Below are 13,509 nucleotides of genomic sequence, written 5' to 3'. Positions count from 1 at the left end.
ATAGCCCTGCGTCCGGGGGATATCCCAAGCCAACAGCAAAAGGATGTGCCATGCGACCCTCAGGACGAGAACTGAATGAAATGCGCCCTGTCTCGATCGAGACCGGCTTCACCAAACACGCCGAGGGCTCCTGCCTGATCAAGGCCGGCGATACCCACGTCCTTTGCACTGCCACAATCGAAGACCGCGTGCCGCCTTTCATCAAGGGCACCGGCCTAGGCTGGGTGACCGCCGAATACGGCATGCTGCCGCGCGCCACCAACACCCGCATGCGCCGCGAGGCTGCCTCTGGCAAACAAGGCGGCCGCACCGTTGAAATCCAGCGTCTGATCGGCCGCGCTCTGCGGGCCGGCGTCGACCGTGTTGCCCTGGGCGAACGGCAGATCACCATCGACTGCGACGTTCTGCAGGCCGATGGCGGGACCCGCTGCGCCTCGATCACCGGCGGTTGGGTCGCCCTGCGTCTGGCGGTCAATAAGCTGATGAAGGCCGGCGACGTGCAGATTGACCCGCTGATGGATCCGGTTTCCGCCGTGTCCTGCGGCATCTATGCCGGCCAGCCGGTGCTGGACTTGGATTACCCTGAGGATTCCGAAGCCGGCGTGGACGGCAACTTCATCATGACCGGATCCGGCAAGCTGATCGAAGTGCAGATGTCTGCGGAAGGCTCTGTTTTCTCCCGCGATCAGATGAACCAGTTGATGGACCTGGCCGCCAAAGGCACCTCCGAGCTGGCAGAGATGCAGAAGGCCGCCAGCAAATGACCCGAAAACTGGAAGGCGGCAAGCTGCTTGTCGCCACCCACAACAAAGGCAAGCTGAAGGAGATCGCCGAGATCCTTGCCCCCTTCGGGGTGCAGGTCATTGGCGCCGGCGAGATGAACTTGCCGGAACCCGAGGAAACCGAAGACACATTTGTCGGCAATGCCCGCATCAAGGCTCATGCCGCTGCCAAGGCTACCGGCCTGCCGGCTCTGTCTGATGATTCCGGAATAACCATCGACGCTTTGAACGGCGCCCCCGGTGTCCACACTGCGGACTGGGCGGAAACGCCGAGTGGCCGCGATTTCAAACTGGCGATGACCCGCGCCAATGACGAGCTGACCGCAGCAGGCGCAGATTCTCCCCGCACCGCCCAGTTCCGCTGCACCCTGGTCATCGCCTGGCCGGACGGCCATGACGAGGTGTTCGAGGGCGTTATGCCGGGTCAGCTGGTCTGGCCAATCCGTGGCGAACACGGATTTGGCTACGACCCGATGTTCCAGCCGGACGGCTACGGCATTACCTGCGCCGAGATGGATCCCGCGGAGAAAAACAAGATCAGCCACCGCGGCAAGGCTGTCGCTCAGTTTGTCCAGGGCTGTTTCGGTGGATGACTGGCGCAATGGGGGCTTTGGCCTTTATGTGCATTGGCCTTTTTGCCAGGCCAAATGCCCCTATTGCGATTTCAACAGCCATGTTTCCGCAAAAATAGACCAGAAGCTATGGGTTAGGGCCTATATCGGCGAACTTGACAGACTCTCGGAACAGCTCTCAGGCCGGGTTTTGAACTCCATCTTCTTCGGCGGCGGCACCCCTTCCCTGATGCAGCCTGATACGGTGGCCGCAGTCATCGAAAAGGCACGTGAAACATGGCCTTTTGCCAACGACATAGAGATCTCTCTTGAAGCTAACCCGGGTTCCGTCGAGGCCGGCCGCTTTGCAGGCTACCGGGATGCCGGGGTCAACAGGGTCTCCATGGGCATCCAGGCTCTGAATGACGAGGATCTGCGCCGGCTCGGCCGCATTCACAGCGTTACTGAAGCCAAGGCCGCTTTTGACATAGCCCGAAAGTGTTTTGACCGGGTAAGCTTTGACCTGATCTACGCGCGCCAGGGACAGACATTAAAGGCTTGGCAAGCAGAGCTGCGAGAAGCGCTGTCAATGGCGATCGACCACCTGTCGCTTTATCAGCTTACCATCGAAGAGGGCACCGCCTTCGGCGACCGGTATGCCCGCGGGAAACTGCGCGGCCTTCCAGAAGATGACACCGCCGCGGACATGTACCACGCCACCCAGGAGATCTGCGCCGGCTTTGGCATGGCCGGCTATGAAATCTCAAACCACGCCAAACCAGGCGCGGAATCCCGGCACAACCTGATCTACTGGCGCTATGGAGACTATGCCGGCGTCGGCCCCGGAGCACATGGAAGACTGACCTTGAATGGCCGCCGTTACGCCACCGAAACCCATCTGGCACCCGGGGCTTGGCTGAATGCGGTGAGCAAAGGCAGCGGTGAAACCCTGCGCGAGCTGCTAAGCTGGGAAGATGCTGCGGCTGAATGCCTTATGATGGGTATGCGCCTGTCCGAAGGTCTGGATATGGTGCGATTTAGTCAGCTCTCGGGCTACAAACTACCCAAAGACCGGCTGGAAGATCTTGTACAAATGGGCATGATCACTATCTCTGACCAAAGGCTTCGTGCGACGGATCAAGGCCGCGCGGTATTGAATGCGGTTCTCCGTGAACTCTTGATGGATTGAAGCAATGCGTTTCCTCTATGCCGGCTTGGGACTGTTTTGCGTAGCCTTGGCCGTCATCGGGATTGTCCTCCCACTATTGCCAACAGTTCCCTTCCTACTTCTCGCTGCCTTCTTCTTTGCCAACTCTTCTGAGCGCCTGCACAACTGGATTGTCGCTCACAACGTCTTTGGTCCGATGATTATGGACTGGCGCGATCACGGGGCGATCCGTCCAGGCGCAAAAAAGGCGGCAACTCTGTCGATTGCCGCCGTCTTTGGCCTGTCTCTGCTGCTGGGCGCCCCCGGTCACGTTCTGGGGATTCAAGCGGTGGTTCTGTCCGCCGTGCTTATCTTCATCTGGACCCGGCCTAACGGCTGAGAAGATTGCACAGTTCATCCAGCTGATCCAGGGATTCGTAGCTGATCGTCACCGCGCCCGCCTCACCGCCAGGTTTATGGTCGATTGAGACTTTCATTTTCAGCATCGCTGACAGGTCGCCTTCCAGCGCCCGGGTGTCGGCATCCTTTTCCGGCGCCTTGCGCGCTTTCTTTGCGCCGCCTGACTGGATACCCGCGGCATCCTTCTTGACCAATGCTTCAGTCGCGCGGACAGACAGGCCGCCTTTCACAATCTTGGTTGCAAGTTCCGAAGCATTATCGGACGTGATCAGAGCCCGCGCATGGCCTGCCGACAACTTCCGCTCCTGCACCAGGATCTGGACATCTTCCGGCAGATGGAGAAGCCGGACCAGGTTGGCAATGTGGCTGCGGCTCTTGCCGAGCGCCTCCGCCATCTTCTCCTGCGTATGGCCAAACTTCTCCATAAGCTGCTTGTAGCTCTGCGCCTCTTCCATGGCGTTCAGATCCGAACGCTGGATGTTTTCAATGATGGCTACTTCCATCATTTCCAAGTCGGAATAATCCCGGATCAATACCGGAACTTCATGCAGCTGCGCTGCTTGAGACGCCCGCCAGCGGCGTTCGCCGGCAACAATCTCAAATTTGCCACCAGATCTGGGCCGCACGATCAGCGGCTGCAGAACTCCCTTTTCCTTGATGGACGCCGTTAGGTCATCAAGATCTTCCTGCAGAAACTGTCGCCGCGGCTGGTTGGGGTTGGCAACGACATTCTCGATAGGCACCAAAACTTCCGCGTTGCGCGGCGCCTCAGTCTGCGTGCTCACCGGCGCAGGGTTCACATCCGCCATCAACGCCGACAATCCCCGGCCAAGCCCTCGTGGTTTTGTTTTCTTGTCTGCCATGGTTGCCTCCGGTCAGTGTTCTGCATTTACGCCGCTATTTTGTGATGTTTATTCAGGATTTCTTCCGCCAAAGCGCGGTATGCCTGTGCGCCCAGGGAGTTTGTGTCGTAGTTCAAGACCGGCTGCGCGTAGGAAGGTGCCTCACTGACACGCACATTTCTCGGAATCTTGGTTTGGAAGACAAGATCACCTAGGTTGTCCCTAGCGTCCTGCTCAACCTGTTGAGAAAGGTTATTGCGCCGGTCGAACATGGTCAGAACGATTCCCTCGATCCGCAGATCCGGGTTCGCTGACTGCCGCACTTCGCGAATTGTCAGCATTAGCTGTGTCACCCCTTCCAGCGCAAAAAACTCACTTTGCAAGGGAACCAAGACGGAATGCGCTGCAACCATTGCATTGACTGTCAGCAGGTTCAGGGACGGCGGACAATCAATCAGAACATAGTCCCAGTCATATTCATCCATTGCAGTTTGCCGTAGAGCATCATGCAAGAGAAAGCTGCGCTTTTCATTGGTGAACAACTCGATGTCGGCTGAACTCAGGTCAACAGTTGCCGGAATTATGCAAAGATCTTCAATATCCGTTTGCCGGATAACATCTGCCAGAGATGCATCCTCCACCAGCAGGTCGTAGGTCGTAAGATCCCGGTCGGACGGTTCAATTCCCAAGCCAGTTGAGGCATTGCCCTGCGGATCCAAGTCAACAACCAGCACCCGCAACCCGCACTCGACCAGTGCCGCGGCAAGGTTGATGGCTGTTGTTGTCTTCCCTACCCCGCCTTTCTGATTTGCGACCGCGATGATACGAGGCCCCTCCGGGCGGGAATAATCAGACACGTTCAACTCCCCTGATTTTCAGGATTACTGCTTCTGGCTCAGTCAAACTTTTAGCCGTTTCAGCTTCAAACCGCCATCGCTGCCGCGCGTTATCCACTTCTTTTTTCCAGTTCTCCCCTTTCGGGAAAACAGCAATGCCATCGGCAGCAAGATGGCGCTCTGCAAAACCGAGAAGATCATCCAAACCTGCAAGTGCCCGTGCGGACAACACATCCGCCAGCTGCGATGGAGCCTTTTCAATCCGCTCGCTCAACACCGTAATTGATGCACCGCACTCCCTGGCTGCGGTGCGAAGAAAGGCCGATTTACGCTGATCACTCTCGATCAGCGTTACCCGCATTTCAGGCGCCTCATCGGCGGCAAGTAGCGCGATCACAAGTCCAGGAAATCCCCCGCCGCTTCCGATATCCACCCAGTGCCCCGGCGTGTCGACACAGCGGAAGACCTGTACGGAATCCGCTATGTGGCGAGTCCATAGCTGGTCAAGGCTGGACCGGGACACCAGGTTGATCTTCGGGTTCCATTTTCGAATAACGCTATCAAAGATCTCGAGCCGTTGAATTGTTTCACGTGAAACATTGAGCCGATCGAGGAGGGCCTTGCCACTCATGCAGTCTTCTCCTGCCTGGTCCTTTCCTTGCGGAGACGGGCCAGGATCAGCGCAAGCGCTGCCGGCGTCATGCCGTCGATCCGAGCCGCTTGCGCCAGGGTTTCCGGACAAGCCCTCGAAAGCTTTTGCTGAAGCTCCTTGGAAAGACCGTCAATTTCGCCATAAACAAAACCCTTAGGGATCAAATGGCCTTCATCACGCTTCATCACGGAAATTTCCCGCTCCTGCCGCGCAATGTAATTTGCATACAAGGCATCGCGCTCCATTTGGCGACGAATTTCCGGAGTCACGCTATCCAACTCTGGCATTAGCTCAATCACATCCTCAAAGTCGACATCCGGAAATGCCAGAACATCCAGGCCGGTCCGCCTGTTACCATCCTGATTGACGCGGATCCCTGCTTCTGCGACCTGTTTCGGAGTGAAAGTTTGAGCTTCCAGCGTCTGCCGGGCTGAAGTCAGCTGTTCGCTTTTCTGCAAAAACGCCGCCCGGCGTTCCTCGCCGGCGCAGCCCAGATCAATCGCAATCGGTGTCAGTCGCTGATCTGCATTGTCGGCCCGCAAGGAAAGTCTGAATTCCGCTCTTGACGTGAACATCCGGTAAGGTTCCGTGACACCGTTGGTCGTCAGATCATCGATCATAACACCGATGTAGCTGTTTGATCGGCTGAAGGTCACCGGTCCGGCGTCCCTGGCCCGACGCGCCGCGTTCAAGCCGGCGACGAGTCCTTGCGCGGCCGCTTCTTCATAGCCGGTTGTGCCGTTTATTTGCCCTGCAAGATACAGTCCCGGAACATCCTTCAGAGACAGATCCAACTGGAGCGCGCGCGGATCCACATAGTCGTACTCAATCGCGTAGCCCGGTTGCAGTATGTCGGCTTTCTCCAGGCCAAGGATCGAACGGACATAATCCTCCTGAACATCCACTGGCAGGCTGGTGGAGATGCCATTGGGGTATACCGTGTGGTCGGACACACCTTCTGGCTCAAGGAAAATCTGGTGGGAGTCCTTTTCCGCAAACCGAACGATCTTATCTTCGATGGACGGGCAGTACCGAGGCCCCACGCCTTCGATATGACCGCCATACATCGCGGAGCGTTCCAGGTTCTGCCGGATAATCTCATGGGTTTTGGCATTGGTATGCGTAATGCCGCATGACACCTGCCTTGCACTCAGAGACTTAGTCATGAACGAAAAGAAGACAGGATCATCGTCACCCGGCTGTGCGTCAAGGGCATCCCAGTTGATGGTGCGCCCGTCAAGCCGGGGTGGCGTGCCGGTCTTCAGCCGGCCAAGCGGAAGCTCAAAGCTGTCAAGACGCTCGGCCAGTTTAACAGAAGGCTTGTCCCCCATCCGGCCGCCGGGCCTTGAAACATCACCAATGTGAATGACACCGCGCAAAAAGGTTCCCGAAGTCAGAACAACTGATTTGGCCGCAATTTCGCTTCCGTCTGCCAATGTCACGCCGGCAACAGTGCCCCCGCTCATAAGGAAATCCGTTACTTCTCCTTCAACAATATCCAAGTTCGGCCGACTTTCCGTCAAGCGAAGCATCTCTTGCCGATAAATAGCTCTGTCTGACTGCGCGCGCGGTCCCTGCACAGCGGGCCCCTTCCGGCGGTTCAGCAATCGGAACTGAATACCCGCGAGGTCAGCAACCCGGCCCATGACGCCATCCATCGCATCAATCTCCCGGACTAAATGGCCTTTGCCCAATCCGCCGATTGCCGGGTTGCAGGACATTACACCAATGCCACTGCGTTCCAGGGTCACCAGCGCAGTCGCGGCTCCCATTCTTGCTGATGCATGGGCGGCTTCTGTACCGGCGTGACCGCCGCCGACCACAATCACGTCATAAGATGAATGTTTCACGTGAAACACTCCTTTATTTTCCCAGACAGAAACTAGAGAAAATCTCATCCAGGAGATTTTCAACCCCGATCCGGCCAACCAGCATTTCCAGGGCTCGGATCGCCGATCGCATTTCTTCGGCCGCTATATCATAAAACTCCGGTCCGCGCTGCAGGATGTCCTGTGCCTCCGTCAGACTGAGCAAAGCAGACAGCATCGCATCCCGGTGACGGGCGCGCGTGGCAATACCCGCCTGCGCGGAGCGCGTCTTGAGAACTGAGGAAACATGGTTAACCAATTGGTCGACCCCCTGCCCTGACCGGCCCGAGACTGAATTCACCTGGTCGGAACGCAGATCCGCCTTTGGACGCAGCCGGATGTCGCCCGTGCGCATTTCCACGTCCAGGACTTCATGGTCTTCCGCGAGAAACACGCGCAAGTCAGCGTCTTCAGCCCGCTTTCGCGCAAGGGCAATTCCGATCCCCTCAACATGATCTTCAGTGTCCCGCAAGCCGGCCGTATCCAGCAATGTAACAGGCAAGCCGGCCAAATCCATGCGCACTTCGATAATGTCGCGGGTGGTGCCGGCGTATTCCGATGTGATCGCGGCCTGCCGGCCGGCCAGCGCATTCAATAGAGTGGATTTTCCAACATTAGGAGCTCCGACAATGGCTACTTCGAACCCGCTGCGTATCCGTTCGGCTATTTTGACGCCGGCGGTCTCCCTTTCGAGGCCGGCTTGGACTTCTGCCAAAAGCGCTGTGACCTCAGGTGTTACGTCAACCGGTACTTCCTCATCAGCGAAGTCTATGGTTACTTCGATCAAGGACGCTGCCCGGATCAGATTTGCCCGCCAGGCTTCAGCCAGCTGCCCCAAGCCGCCGGCGAGGATGACTTGAGCTTGCTTGCGCTGTGCCTCGGTTTCCGCATCAATCAGATCGGCAAGGCCCTCAACCTGGGCCAGGTCCAAGTTACCGTTTTCCAATGCACGGCGGGTGAATTCACCCGGTTCAGCCATTCTCAGACCGTCGATTCGCCCCAGCGAATCAAGAACCGCTGAAACAACTGCCGTGCTTCCATGTGTTTGAAATTCAACGGTATTTTCACCGGTGAAACTGCTTGGAGCAGTAAAACTCAGAACCAGGGCTTCATCAAGACGCTCACCTGATTCGTCTTTCAGAACCCGCAGACTGGAACCCCGCGCCGGCAGTTGACCGCCGCACAGCGCCACGCCGGCGTCAAGCGCAAGCGGACCGGAGACGCGGATCACCGCGACCCCGGCCTTCCCTTGGGCGGAGGCCAGCGCAAAGATCGTGTCCATGGGGTGGCCTTTCTCTTCTGCCGGCCCGGATCAGGTGTTCATCGAGTCGAAGAACTCGGAGTTCGACTTGGTCTGCTTCAGCTTGGACAGCAGGAACTCGATCGCGTCGGTGGTGCCCATCGGGTTCAGGATCCGGCGCAGCACGAAGGTCTTGGCCAGATCGCCCTTGTCGACCAGTAGGTCTTCTTTCCGGGTACCGGATTTGAGGATGTCGATAGCCGGGAACACGCGCTTGTCGGCGATCTTGCGGTCCAGCACGATTTCCGAGTTACCGGTGCCTTTGAATTCTTCAAAGATCACCTCGTCCATCCGACTTCCGGTGTCGATCAGCGCGGTGGCGATGATGGTCAGCGAGCCGCCTTCTTCGATGTTCCGGGCCGCACCAAAGAAGCGTTTCGGCCGCTGCAAGGCGTTTGCGTCGACGCCGCCAGTCAGGACCTTGCCCGATGACGGAACCACGGTATTGAACGCCCTACCAAGTCTTGTGATAGAATCAAGAAGGATCACAACATCTCGTTTGTGTTCCACCAGGCGCTTGGCTTTTTCGATGACCATTTCGGACACTGCAACGTGACGGGTCGCCGGCTCGTCGAAGGTGGAGGACACGACCTCGCCCTTCACCGAGCGCTGCATGTCGGTCACCTCTTCCGGGCGTTCGTCAATCAGCAGAACGATCAGGTAGCACTCAGGATGGTTCTTCTCGATCGAATGCGCGATGTTCTGCAGGATCACCGTTTTACCGGTTCGCGGCGGCGCCACGATCAGCGAGCGCTGGCCCTTGCCGATGGGGGCCACCAGGTCGATCACACGGGCGGAACGGTCCTTGATGGTGGGATCTTCGATTTCCATCTTCAGGCGCTCATCCGGATAGAGCGGTGTCAGGTTGTCAAAGGCGATCTTGTGACGGGCCTTTTCCGGCTCCTCGAAATTGATCTTGGTGACATTGGTCAGAGCAAAATAGCGCTCAGTCTCCAGCGGCGCCTTGATCTGGCCTTCAACGGTATCACCAGTGCGCAGAGAATACTGACGGATCATGTCGGGGGAGACATAGATATCATCCGGGCCCGGGAGGTAGTTCGCTTCTGGTGACCGCAGAAAACCGAATCCGTCTTGCAGCACCTCCAGCACACCATCACCACCGATGTCCCAGCCTTCATCTGCGCGTTCCCGCAGGATCTGGAACATCATCTCGCCCTTGCGCATGGTCGAGGCGTTTTCGATCTCCAGCTCCTCGGCCATCGCCAGCAGCGCTTTGGGGCTCTTCGCCTTGAGATCGGACAGATTCAGGGATTGAACGGTCATATAGATACGGCCTCTACTCCCCGCTTACCCGGGGGTCGGTCACACGACAGGTTTGGAAAACACGGCTGCCCGGACGGGCCCGCTGAGAGCCATACATAGGGACTCGTTTCAGATGAGTCAAACGCCGGCTGCAAGCGTTCCGCCACTGTAAACCTTATTCCAGCGCCGCTGTGTTAGAATTTGAAGATTACCGAGACCACAATCACCACCATGAGCACAGTTGGCACCTCATTCATCATCCTGAACTGCCGTCCTGTCAGTACATTCCGGCCTTCTTTGAAATCCCGGTAGCGAAACAGCAGCCAGTGATGGAACCAAGTCATACCGATCACCGATGCGCCTTTGGTCCAGGGCCAGACGTAGCTCCAGTCGACAATGCCGGGTGTCAGCACAATGAACAGTCCTGCCGCCCAGGAAACGTACATGGCTGGGCGCATGATGATACGGAGAAGCTTTTCTTCCATGGTCAGGAAGATCGGCACTGCTTCCTGAACCTTCTCTGCTTGCTCCACATGATACACGAACAAACGTGGGAGATAGAAGAGGCCCGCCATCCAGCTGAGCACGGCCATGATGTGCAGTGACTTGGCATATGGGTAGAGCGTGTACATCAGGTCGCTCGAGTCCATGGGCTGTTCTCCCCGGTCAGATCGGACCACCCTAATAATAAAAGAAATATTAGAAGGATGATGTTTTTGTAGTGTGCGTGGATTCCAGTGGATAAGTGAATCTTCCTCCGCTTATCCCCAGCAGGGATAAGATTCCAGCGTGCATGGGACTGGAGTCGTGGAAAATCCCTTAACGCCTATTAAATATGGCTTGTTAAGGACCCGTTTATATTTCTGACCTTGGGGATAACAGCGGGATGAACCGGGGGGAGCCGGCATATCCACGGATTCAAAGTTATCCTGACTCACAAAGGACGACTCAGCGGGCTGAATCCCGAGATTTGCGTCAACCCCTGGAGTCTTTACTTGAGCGCGGAAAACCATACAAAACGTCCTGAAACCGTCTGCGTCTTTCCCACGGGGTTTTCCACATGACTGCCCACATTGTGCTGGCTTCTGGTTCCGAAATCCGGGCGCATCTGCTGCGCCAGGCCGGGATCAAATTCGAAACGGATGTGCCGCGTCTGGATGAGCAGGCGATCAAGGCCGCGCTGCTGGCAGAGCAAGCGCCGCCGCGGGACATCGCCGACGCGCTGGCAGAGGCCAAGGCGCGCAAGATCAGCAGCAAACATTCGGGACAGCTGGTGCTTGGCTGCGATCAGGTTCTTGAGTTTGAAGGGCAAATTCTTTCCAAGCCGGCAAGTGAAGATGTTGCGCTGGCCCAGTTGAAGGAGATGCAGGGCAAGCGGCATATGCTGTTGTCGGCAGCTGTGATCTATCGTGACGGTGAGCCGATCTGGCGACATGTCGGGCAGGTCCGGCTGGTGATGCGCAAATGCTCTGACGCCTATCTGGAACACTATGTCAGCCGCAATTGGGACAGCATCCGCCATGCAGTGGGGGCGTACAAGCTGGAGGAGGAAGGCGTGCGGCTGTTCGCCTCCATCGAGGGCAGCTACTTTAATGTCTTGGGATTGCCGCTGATGGAGCTTATCAGTTACCTGGGTTTGCAAGGGGTAATCGAGCAATGACAGAAGCAAAAATCCCGCTCGCCGGCGTGATCGGCTGTCCGGTTGCGCATTCCAAATCCCCCCAGCTTCACCGTCACTGGCTGAAAACGCATGGCATCGCCGGGCATTATGTTCCGATGCATGTGGAGCCCGAGGACCTGGCGGAGACCATCCGGGTGATGCCGAAAATGGGGTTCGTCGGCGCCAATGTGACCATCCCGCATAAGGAGGCGGTGATGGAGATTGCCGACAAGGTGACGGACCGGGCTAGGTTGATCGGTGCCGCAAACACGCTGATCTTCCGCGATGACGGCACCATCCTGGCCGACAACACCGACGGCTACGGCTTCATCACAAACTTACACCAGGGCGCGCCGGACTGGGATCCGCAGTCCGGGCCTGCCGTTGTTCTGGGTGCTGGCGGGGCCTGCCGAGCGGTGGTGGCTTCCTTGATGGAGGTGGGCGTGCCAGAGATTCTGCTGACCAACCGCACCCGCGAGCGGGCGGACCAGTTGCAGAAGGATTTTGGCAGCCGCATTAAAGTGGTGGAATGGGTCCAGGCCGGCAATACCATTGAGGACGGTGCGCTGATCGTGAACACGACCTCGCTTGGCATGGTGGGCAAGCCGCGCCTGCGGGTGCCGCTGGACGGGTTGCAGCCGAACGCTGTTGTCACCGATCTTATCTATGCGCCGTTGAAAACCGATCTGTTGCAAACGGCTGAGGAGGCGGGCTGCACCGTGGTTGATGGCCTGGGCATGCTGCTGCATCAGGCGGTACCTGGTTTCGAGCGCTGGTTTGGTCACCGGCCTGAAGTTGATGCTGCCACCCGTGCGGCGGTGCTCGGATGAGTTTCTGCCTCGGCCTCACCGGCTCAATTGGTATGGGCAAAAGCACCACGGCCCAATTGTTCGCAGCCCGGGGCTGCGCAGTTTGGGATGCGGATGCGGCGGTTCACCGGCTCTATAGAAAGGGCGGCTCCGCCGTCCTGCCCATGGAGGCCGCCTTTCCTGGAGCAATAGAGAACGGAGAAGTCAGCCGGGCTGCGTTGAAGGAGATCATCGGTAAGAATCCCGAAGCCTTGAAGCGCATCGAAGCCATCGTGCATCCACTTGTCGCGCAGGACCGTGCGGCATTCCGGACTGCTGCGCAGAGCGATATTTTGGTTTTCGACATCCCCCTGCTGTTTGAAACCGGCGGAGACGCGGAGATGGACGCGGTGGCCTGTGTGACCGTGGATGCCGCCACTCAGCAAGAGCGGGTTCTTGCCCGCGGCACGATGACGGTTGAGCAATTCCGGCATATCTTGCAGAAACAAATGCCGATTGAGGAGAAGATGGCCCGTGCCAGCTATGTGATCGAGACTGACACGCTCGAACATGCCGAGGTGCAGGTGGCAGAGATCCTCGCAGATATCAGGAGCAAACTGAGCCATGCGTGAAATCGTTCTTGATACCGAAACCACCGGGTTTGACCCGTTCTCCGGCGACCGGATCGTCGAGATCGGTGCGGTGGAGCTCTATAACCACATGCCGACCGGGGAAACGTTCCACGTTTATATCAACCCGGAACGATCGATGCCGGCAGAGGCGTTCTCGGTCCATGGTATCGGCCCGGACCTGCTGGAACCGCCGCAGAAACCGGAACCAGGTGCAGTAACGCTGCGGGACAAGCCGGTATTTGCCAAGGTTGGCCAGAAGTTCCTGGACTTTGTGCAGGACTCCAAGCTGGTCATTCACAATGCCAGCTTCGACATGAAGTTCCTGAACGCGGAACTGGACTGGATGGGGCTGCCAAAGCTGCCGATGGATCAAGCGATCGATACACTGGCGATGGCCCGCCAGCGGTTTCCGGGCTCGCCGGCGACGCTGGATGCGTTGTGCCGCCGTTTCAGCATCGACAACTCCAACCGGACCCTGCACGGGGCGCTGCTCGACTCCGAAATCCTGGCAGATGTGTATCTTGAGCTGATTGGCGGGCGGCAGCCGGATTTTGGCTTGTCAACGCAAAAGGCCTCGTCCGGCAATGAGCAGGTGGAGGATGATTGGCGCCCTGCCCCGCGGCAGACTCCGCTGCCGCCGCGAGTGACGGCTGAGGAAATGGCAGCGCATGAGGCCTTCATCGAAAAGATGGGGGATAATGCCTTGTGGAAGGCTTCCTGATGTCGAAGAAGCCGGAAAACGAAAAACGCCGCTGAGTGTCAGCGGCG

The 13,509-nt window shown here is 57.8% G+C and carries 15 protein-coding genes; 8 read left to right on the top strand and 7 right to left on the bottom strand.

Annotation, left to right across the window (positions count from 1 at the left end):
* The first annotated feature begins 50 nt into the window (after positions 1-50).
* From rph to GKC28_RS03905, 4 genes are read left to right on the top strand one after another with little or no spacing between them, the layout of a single operon-like run.
* Positions 51-764, top strand: coding sequence for a ribonuclease PH (rph, locus tag GKC28_RS03920; protein ID WP_174145232.1), 714 nt, complete (start codon positions 51-53; stop codon positions 762-764).
* Positions 761-1,375, top strand: coding sequence for an RdgB/HAM1 family non-canonical purine NTP pyrophosphatase (rdgB, locus tag GKC28_RS03915; protein WP_174145231.1), 615 nt, complete (start codon positions 761-763; stop codon positions 1,373-1,375). Before rph ends, rdgB begins: the two co-directional genes overlap by 4 nt.
* Positions 1,368-2,522 (top strand): radical SAM family heme chaperone HemW, encoded by a 1,155-nt coding sequence (gene hemW / locus GKC28_RS03910; RefSeq protein ID WP_174145230.1) that lies wholly within the window; start codon positions 1,368-1,370, stop codon positions 2,520-2,522. Before rdgB ends, hemW begins: the two co-directional genes overlap by 8 nt.
* Positions 2,523-2,526: 4 nt before the next feature.
* Entirely contained in the window at positions 2,527-2,880 is a 354-nt protein-coding gene (locus GKC28_RS03905; protein WP_174145228.1) for a YbaN family protein, read from the top strand.
* Here GKC28_RS03905 and GKC28_RS03900 read toward each other — a convergent pair.
* The 7 genes from GKC28_RS03900 to GKC28_RS03870 all read right to left on the bottom strand — a co-directional run bounded on the left by GKC28_RS03900 (position 2,870) and on the right by GKC28_RS03870 (position 10,311).
* Complete coding sequence (locus GKC28_RS03900) at positions 2,870-3,763, bottom strand: ParB/RepB/Spo0J family partition protein (protein ID WP_174145226.1); 894 nt, start codon at positions 3,761-3,763, stop codon at positions 2,870-2,872. The genes GKC28_RS03905 and GKC28_RS03900 overlap by 11 nt on opposite strands.
* Before the next feature lie 26 nt (positions 3,764-3,789).
* Positions 3,790-4,599, bottom strand: a complete 810-nt coding sequence (locus GKC28_RS03895; protein ID WP_174145224.1) for an AAA family ATPase — start codon at positions 4,597-4,599, stop codon at positions 3,790-3,792.
* Positions 4,592-5,209 carry a 16S rRNA (guanine(527)-N(7))-methyltransferase RsmG gene (gene rsmG, locus GKC28_RS03890; RefSeq protein WP_174145222.1) on the bottom strand — a complete coding sequence of 206 codons (618 nt, stop codon included), beginning with the start codon at positions 5,207-5,209 and terminating at the stop codon, positions 4,592-4,594. Before rsmG ends, GKC28_RS03895 begins: the two co-directional genes overlap by 8 nt.
* Positions 5,206-7,080 carry a tRNA uridine-5-carboxymethylaminomethyl(34) synthesis enzyme MnmG gene (gene mnmG, locus GKC28_RS03885; RefSeq protein ID WP_174145220.1) on the bottom strand — a complete coding sequence of 625 codons (1,875 nt, stop codon included), beginning with the start codon at positions 7,078-7,080 and terminating at the stop codon, positions 5,206-5,208. The genes rsmG and mnmG overlap by 4 nt, the downstream gene beginning before the upstream one ends.
* A gap of 13 nt (positions 7,081-7,093) precedes the next feature.
* On the bottom strand, positions 7,094-8,380 hold the full coding sequence (mnmE, locus tag GKC28_RS03880) for a tRNA uridine-5-carboxymethylaminomethyl(34) synthesis GTPase MnmE (protein WP_174145218.1): 1,287 nt from the start codon (positions 8,378-8,380) through the stop codon (positions 7,094-7,096).
* 30 nt (positions 8,381-8,410) lie between these two features.
* On the bottom strand, positions 8,411-9,682 hold the full coding sequence (rho, locus tag GKC28_RS03875) for a transcription termination factor Rho (RefSeq protein WP_174145217.1): 1,272 nt from the start codon (positions 9,680-9,682) through the stop codon (positions 8,411-8,413).
* Between the two features lie 173 nt (positions 9,683-9,855).
* Positions 9,856-10,311 carry a CopD family protein gene (locus GKC28_RS03870; RefSeq protein ID WP_174145216.1) on the bottom strand — a complete coding sequence of 152 codons (456 nt, stop codon included), beginning with the start codon at positions 10,309-10,311 and terminating at the stop codon, positions 9,856-9,858.
* Between the two features lie 410 nt (positions 10,312-10,721).
* Between GKC28_RS03870 and GKC28_RS03865 the strand changes: the two genes are divergently transcribed.
* Genes GKC28_RS03865 through dnaQ form a run of 4 tightly spaced genes read left to right on the top strand, consistent with a single transcriptional unit; the run spans position 10,722 to position 13,462 of the window.
* A complete protein-coding gene (locus GKC28_RS03865) occupies positions 10,722-11,321 on the top strand; it encodes a nucleoside triphosphate pyrophosphatase (RefSeq protein ID WP_174145215.1) in 600 nt (199 codons plus the stop codon).
* Complete coding sequence (locus GKC28_RS03860; RefSeq protein ID WP_174145214.1) at positions 11,318-12,151, top strand: shikimate dehydrogenase; 834 nt, start codon at positions 11,318-11,320, stop codon at positions 12,149-12,151. Before GKC28_RS03865 ends, GKC28_RS03860 begins: the two co-directional genes overlap by 4 nt.
* Positions 12,148-12,741: a dephospho-CoA kinase gene (gene coaE, locus GKC28_RS03855; RefSeq protein ID WP_174145213.1), complete on the top strand. Its 594-nt coding sequence runs from the start codon at positions 12,148-12,150 to the stop codon at positions 12,739-12,741. The genes GKC28_RS03860 and coaE overlap by 4 nt, the downstream gene beginning before the upstream one ends.
* Positions 12,734-13,462: a DNA polymerase III subunit epsilon gene (gene dnaQ, locus GKC28_RS03850; protein ID WP_174145212.1), complete on the top strand. Its 729-nt coding sequence runs from the start codon at positions 12,734-12,736 to the stop codon at positions 13,460-13,462. The genes coaE and dnaQ overlap by 8 nt, the downstream gene beginning before the upstream one ends.
* Positions 13,463-13,509: the final 47 nt, after the last annotated feature.

Source organism: Leisingera sp. ANG59 (genome assembly GCF_013317235.1).
Lineage (GTDB): Bacteria > Pseudomonadota > Alphaproteobacteria > Rhodobacterales > Rhodobacteraceae > Leisingera.
This window is presented reverse-complemented; position numbering and strand designations above follow the sequence as displayed.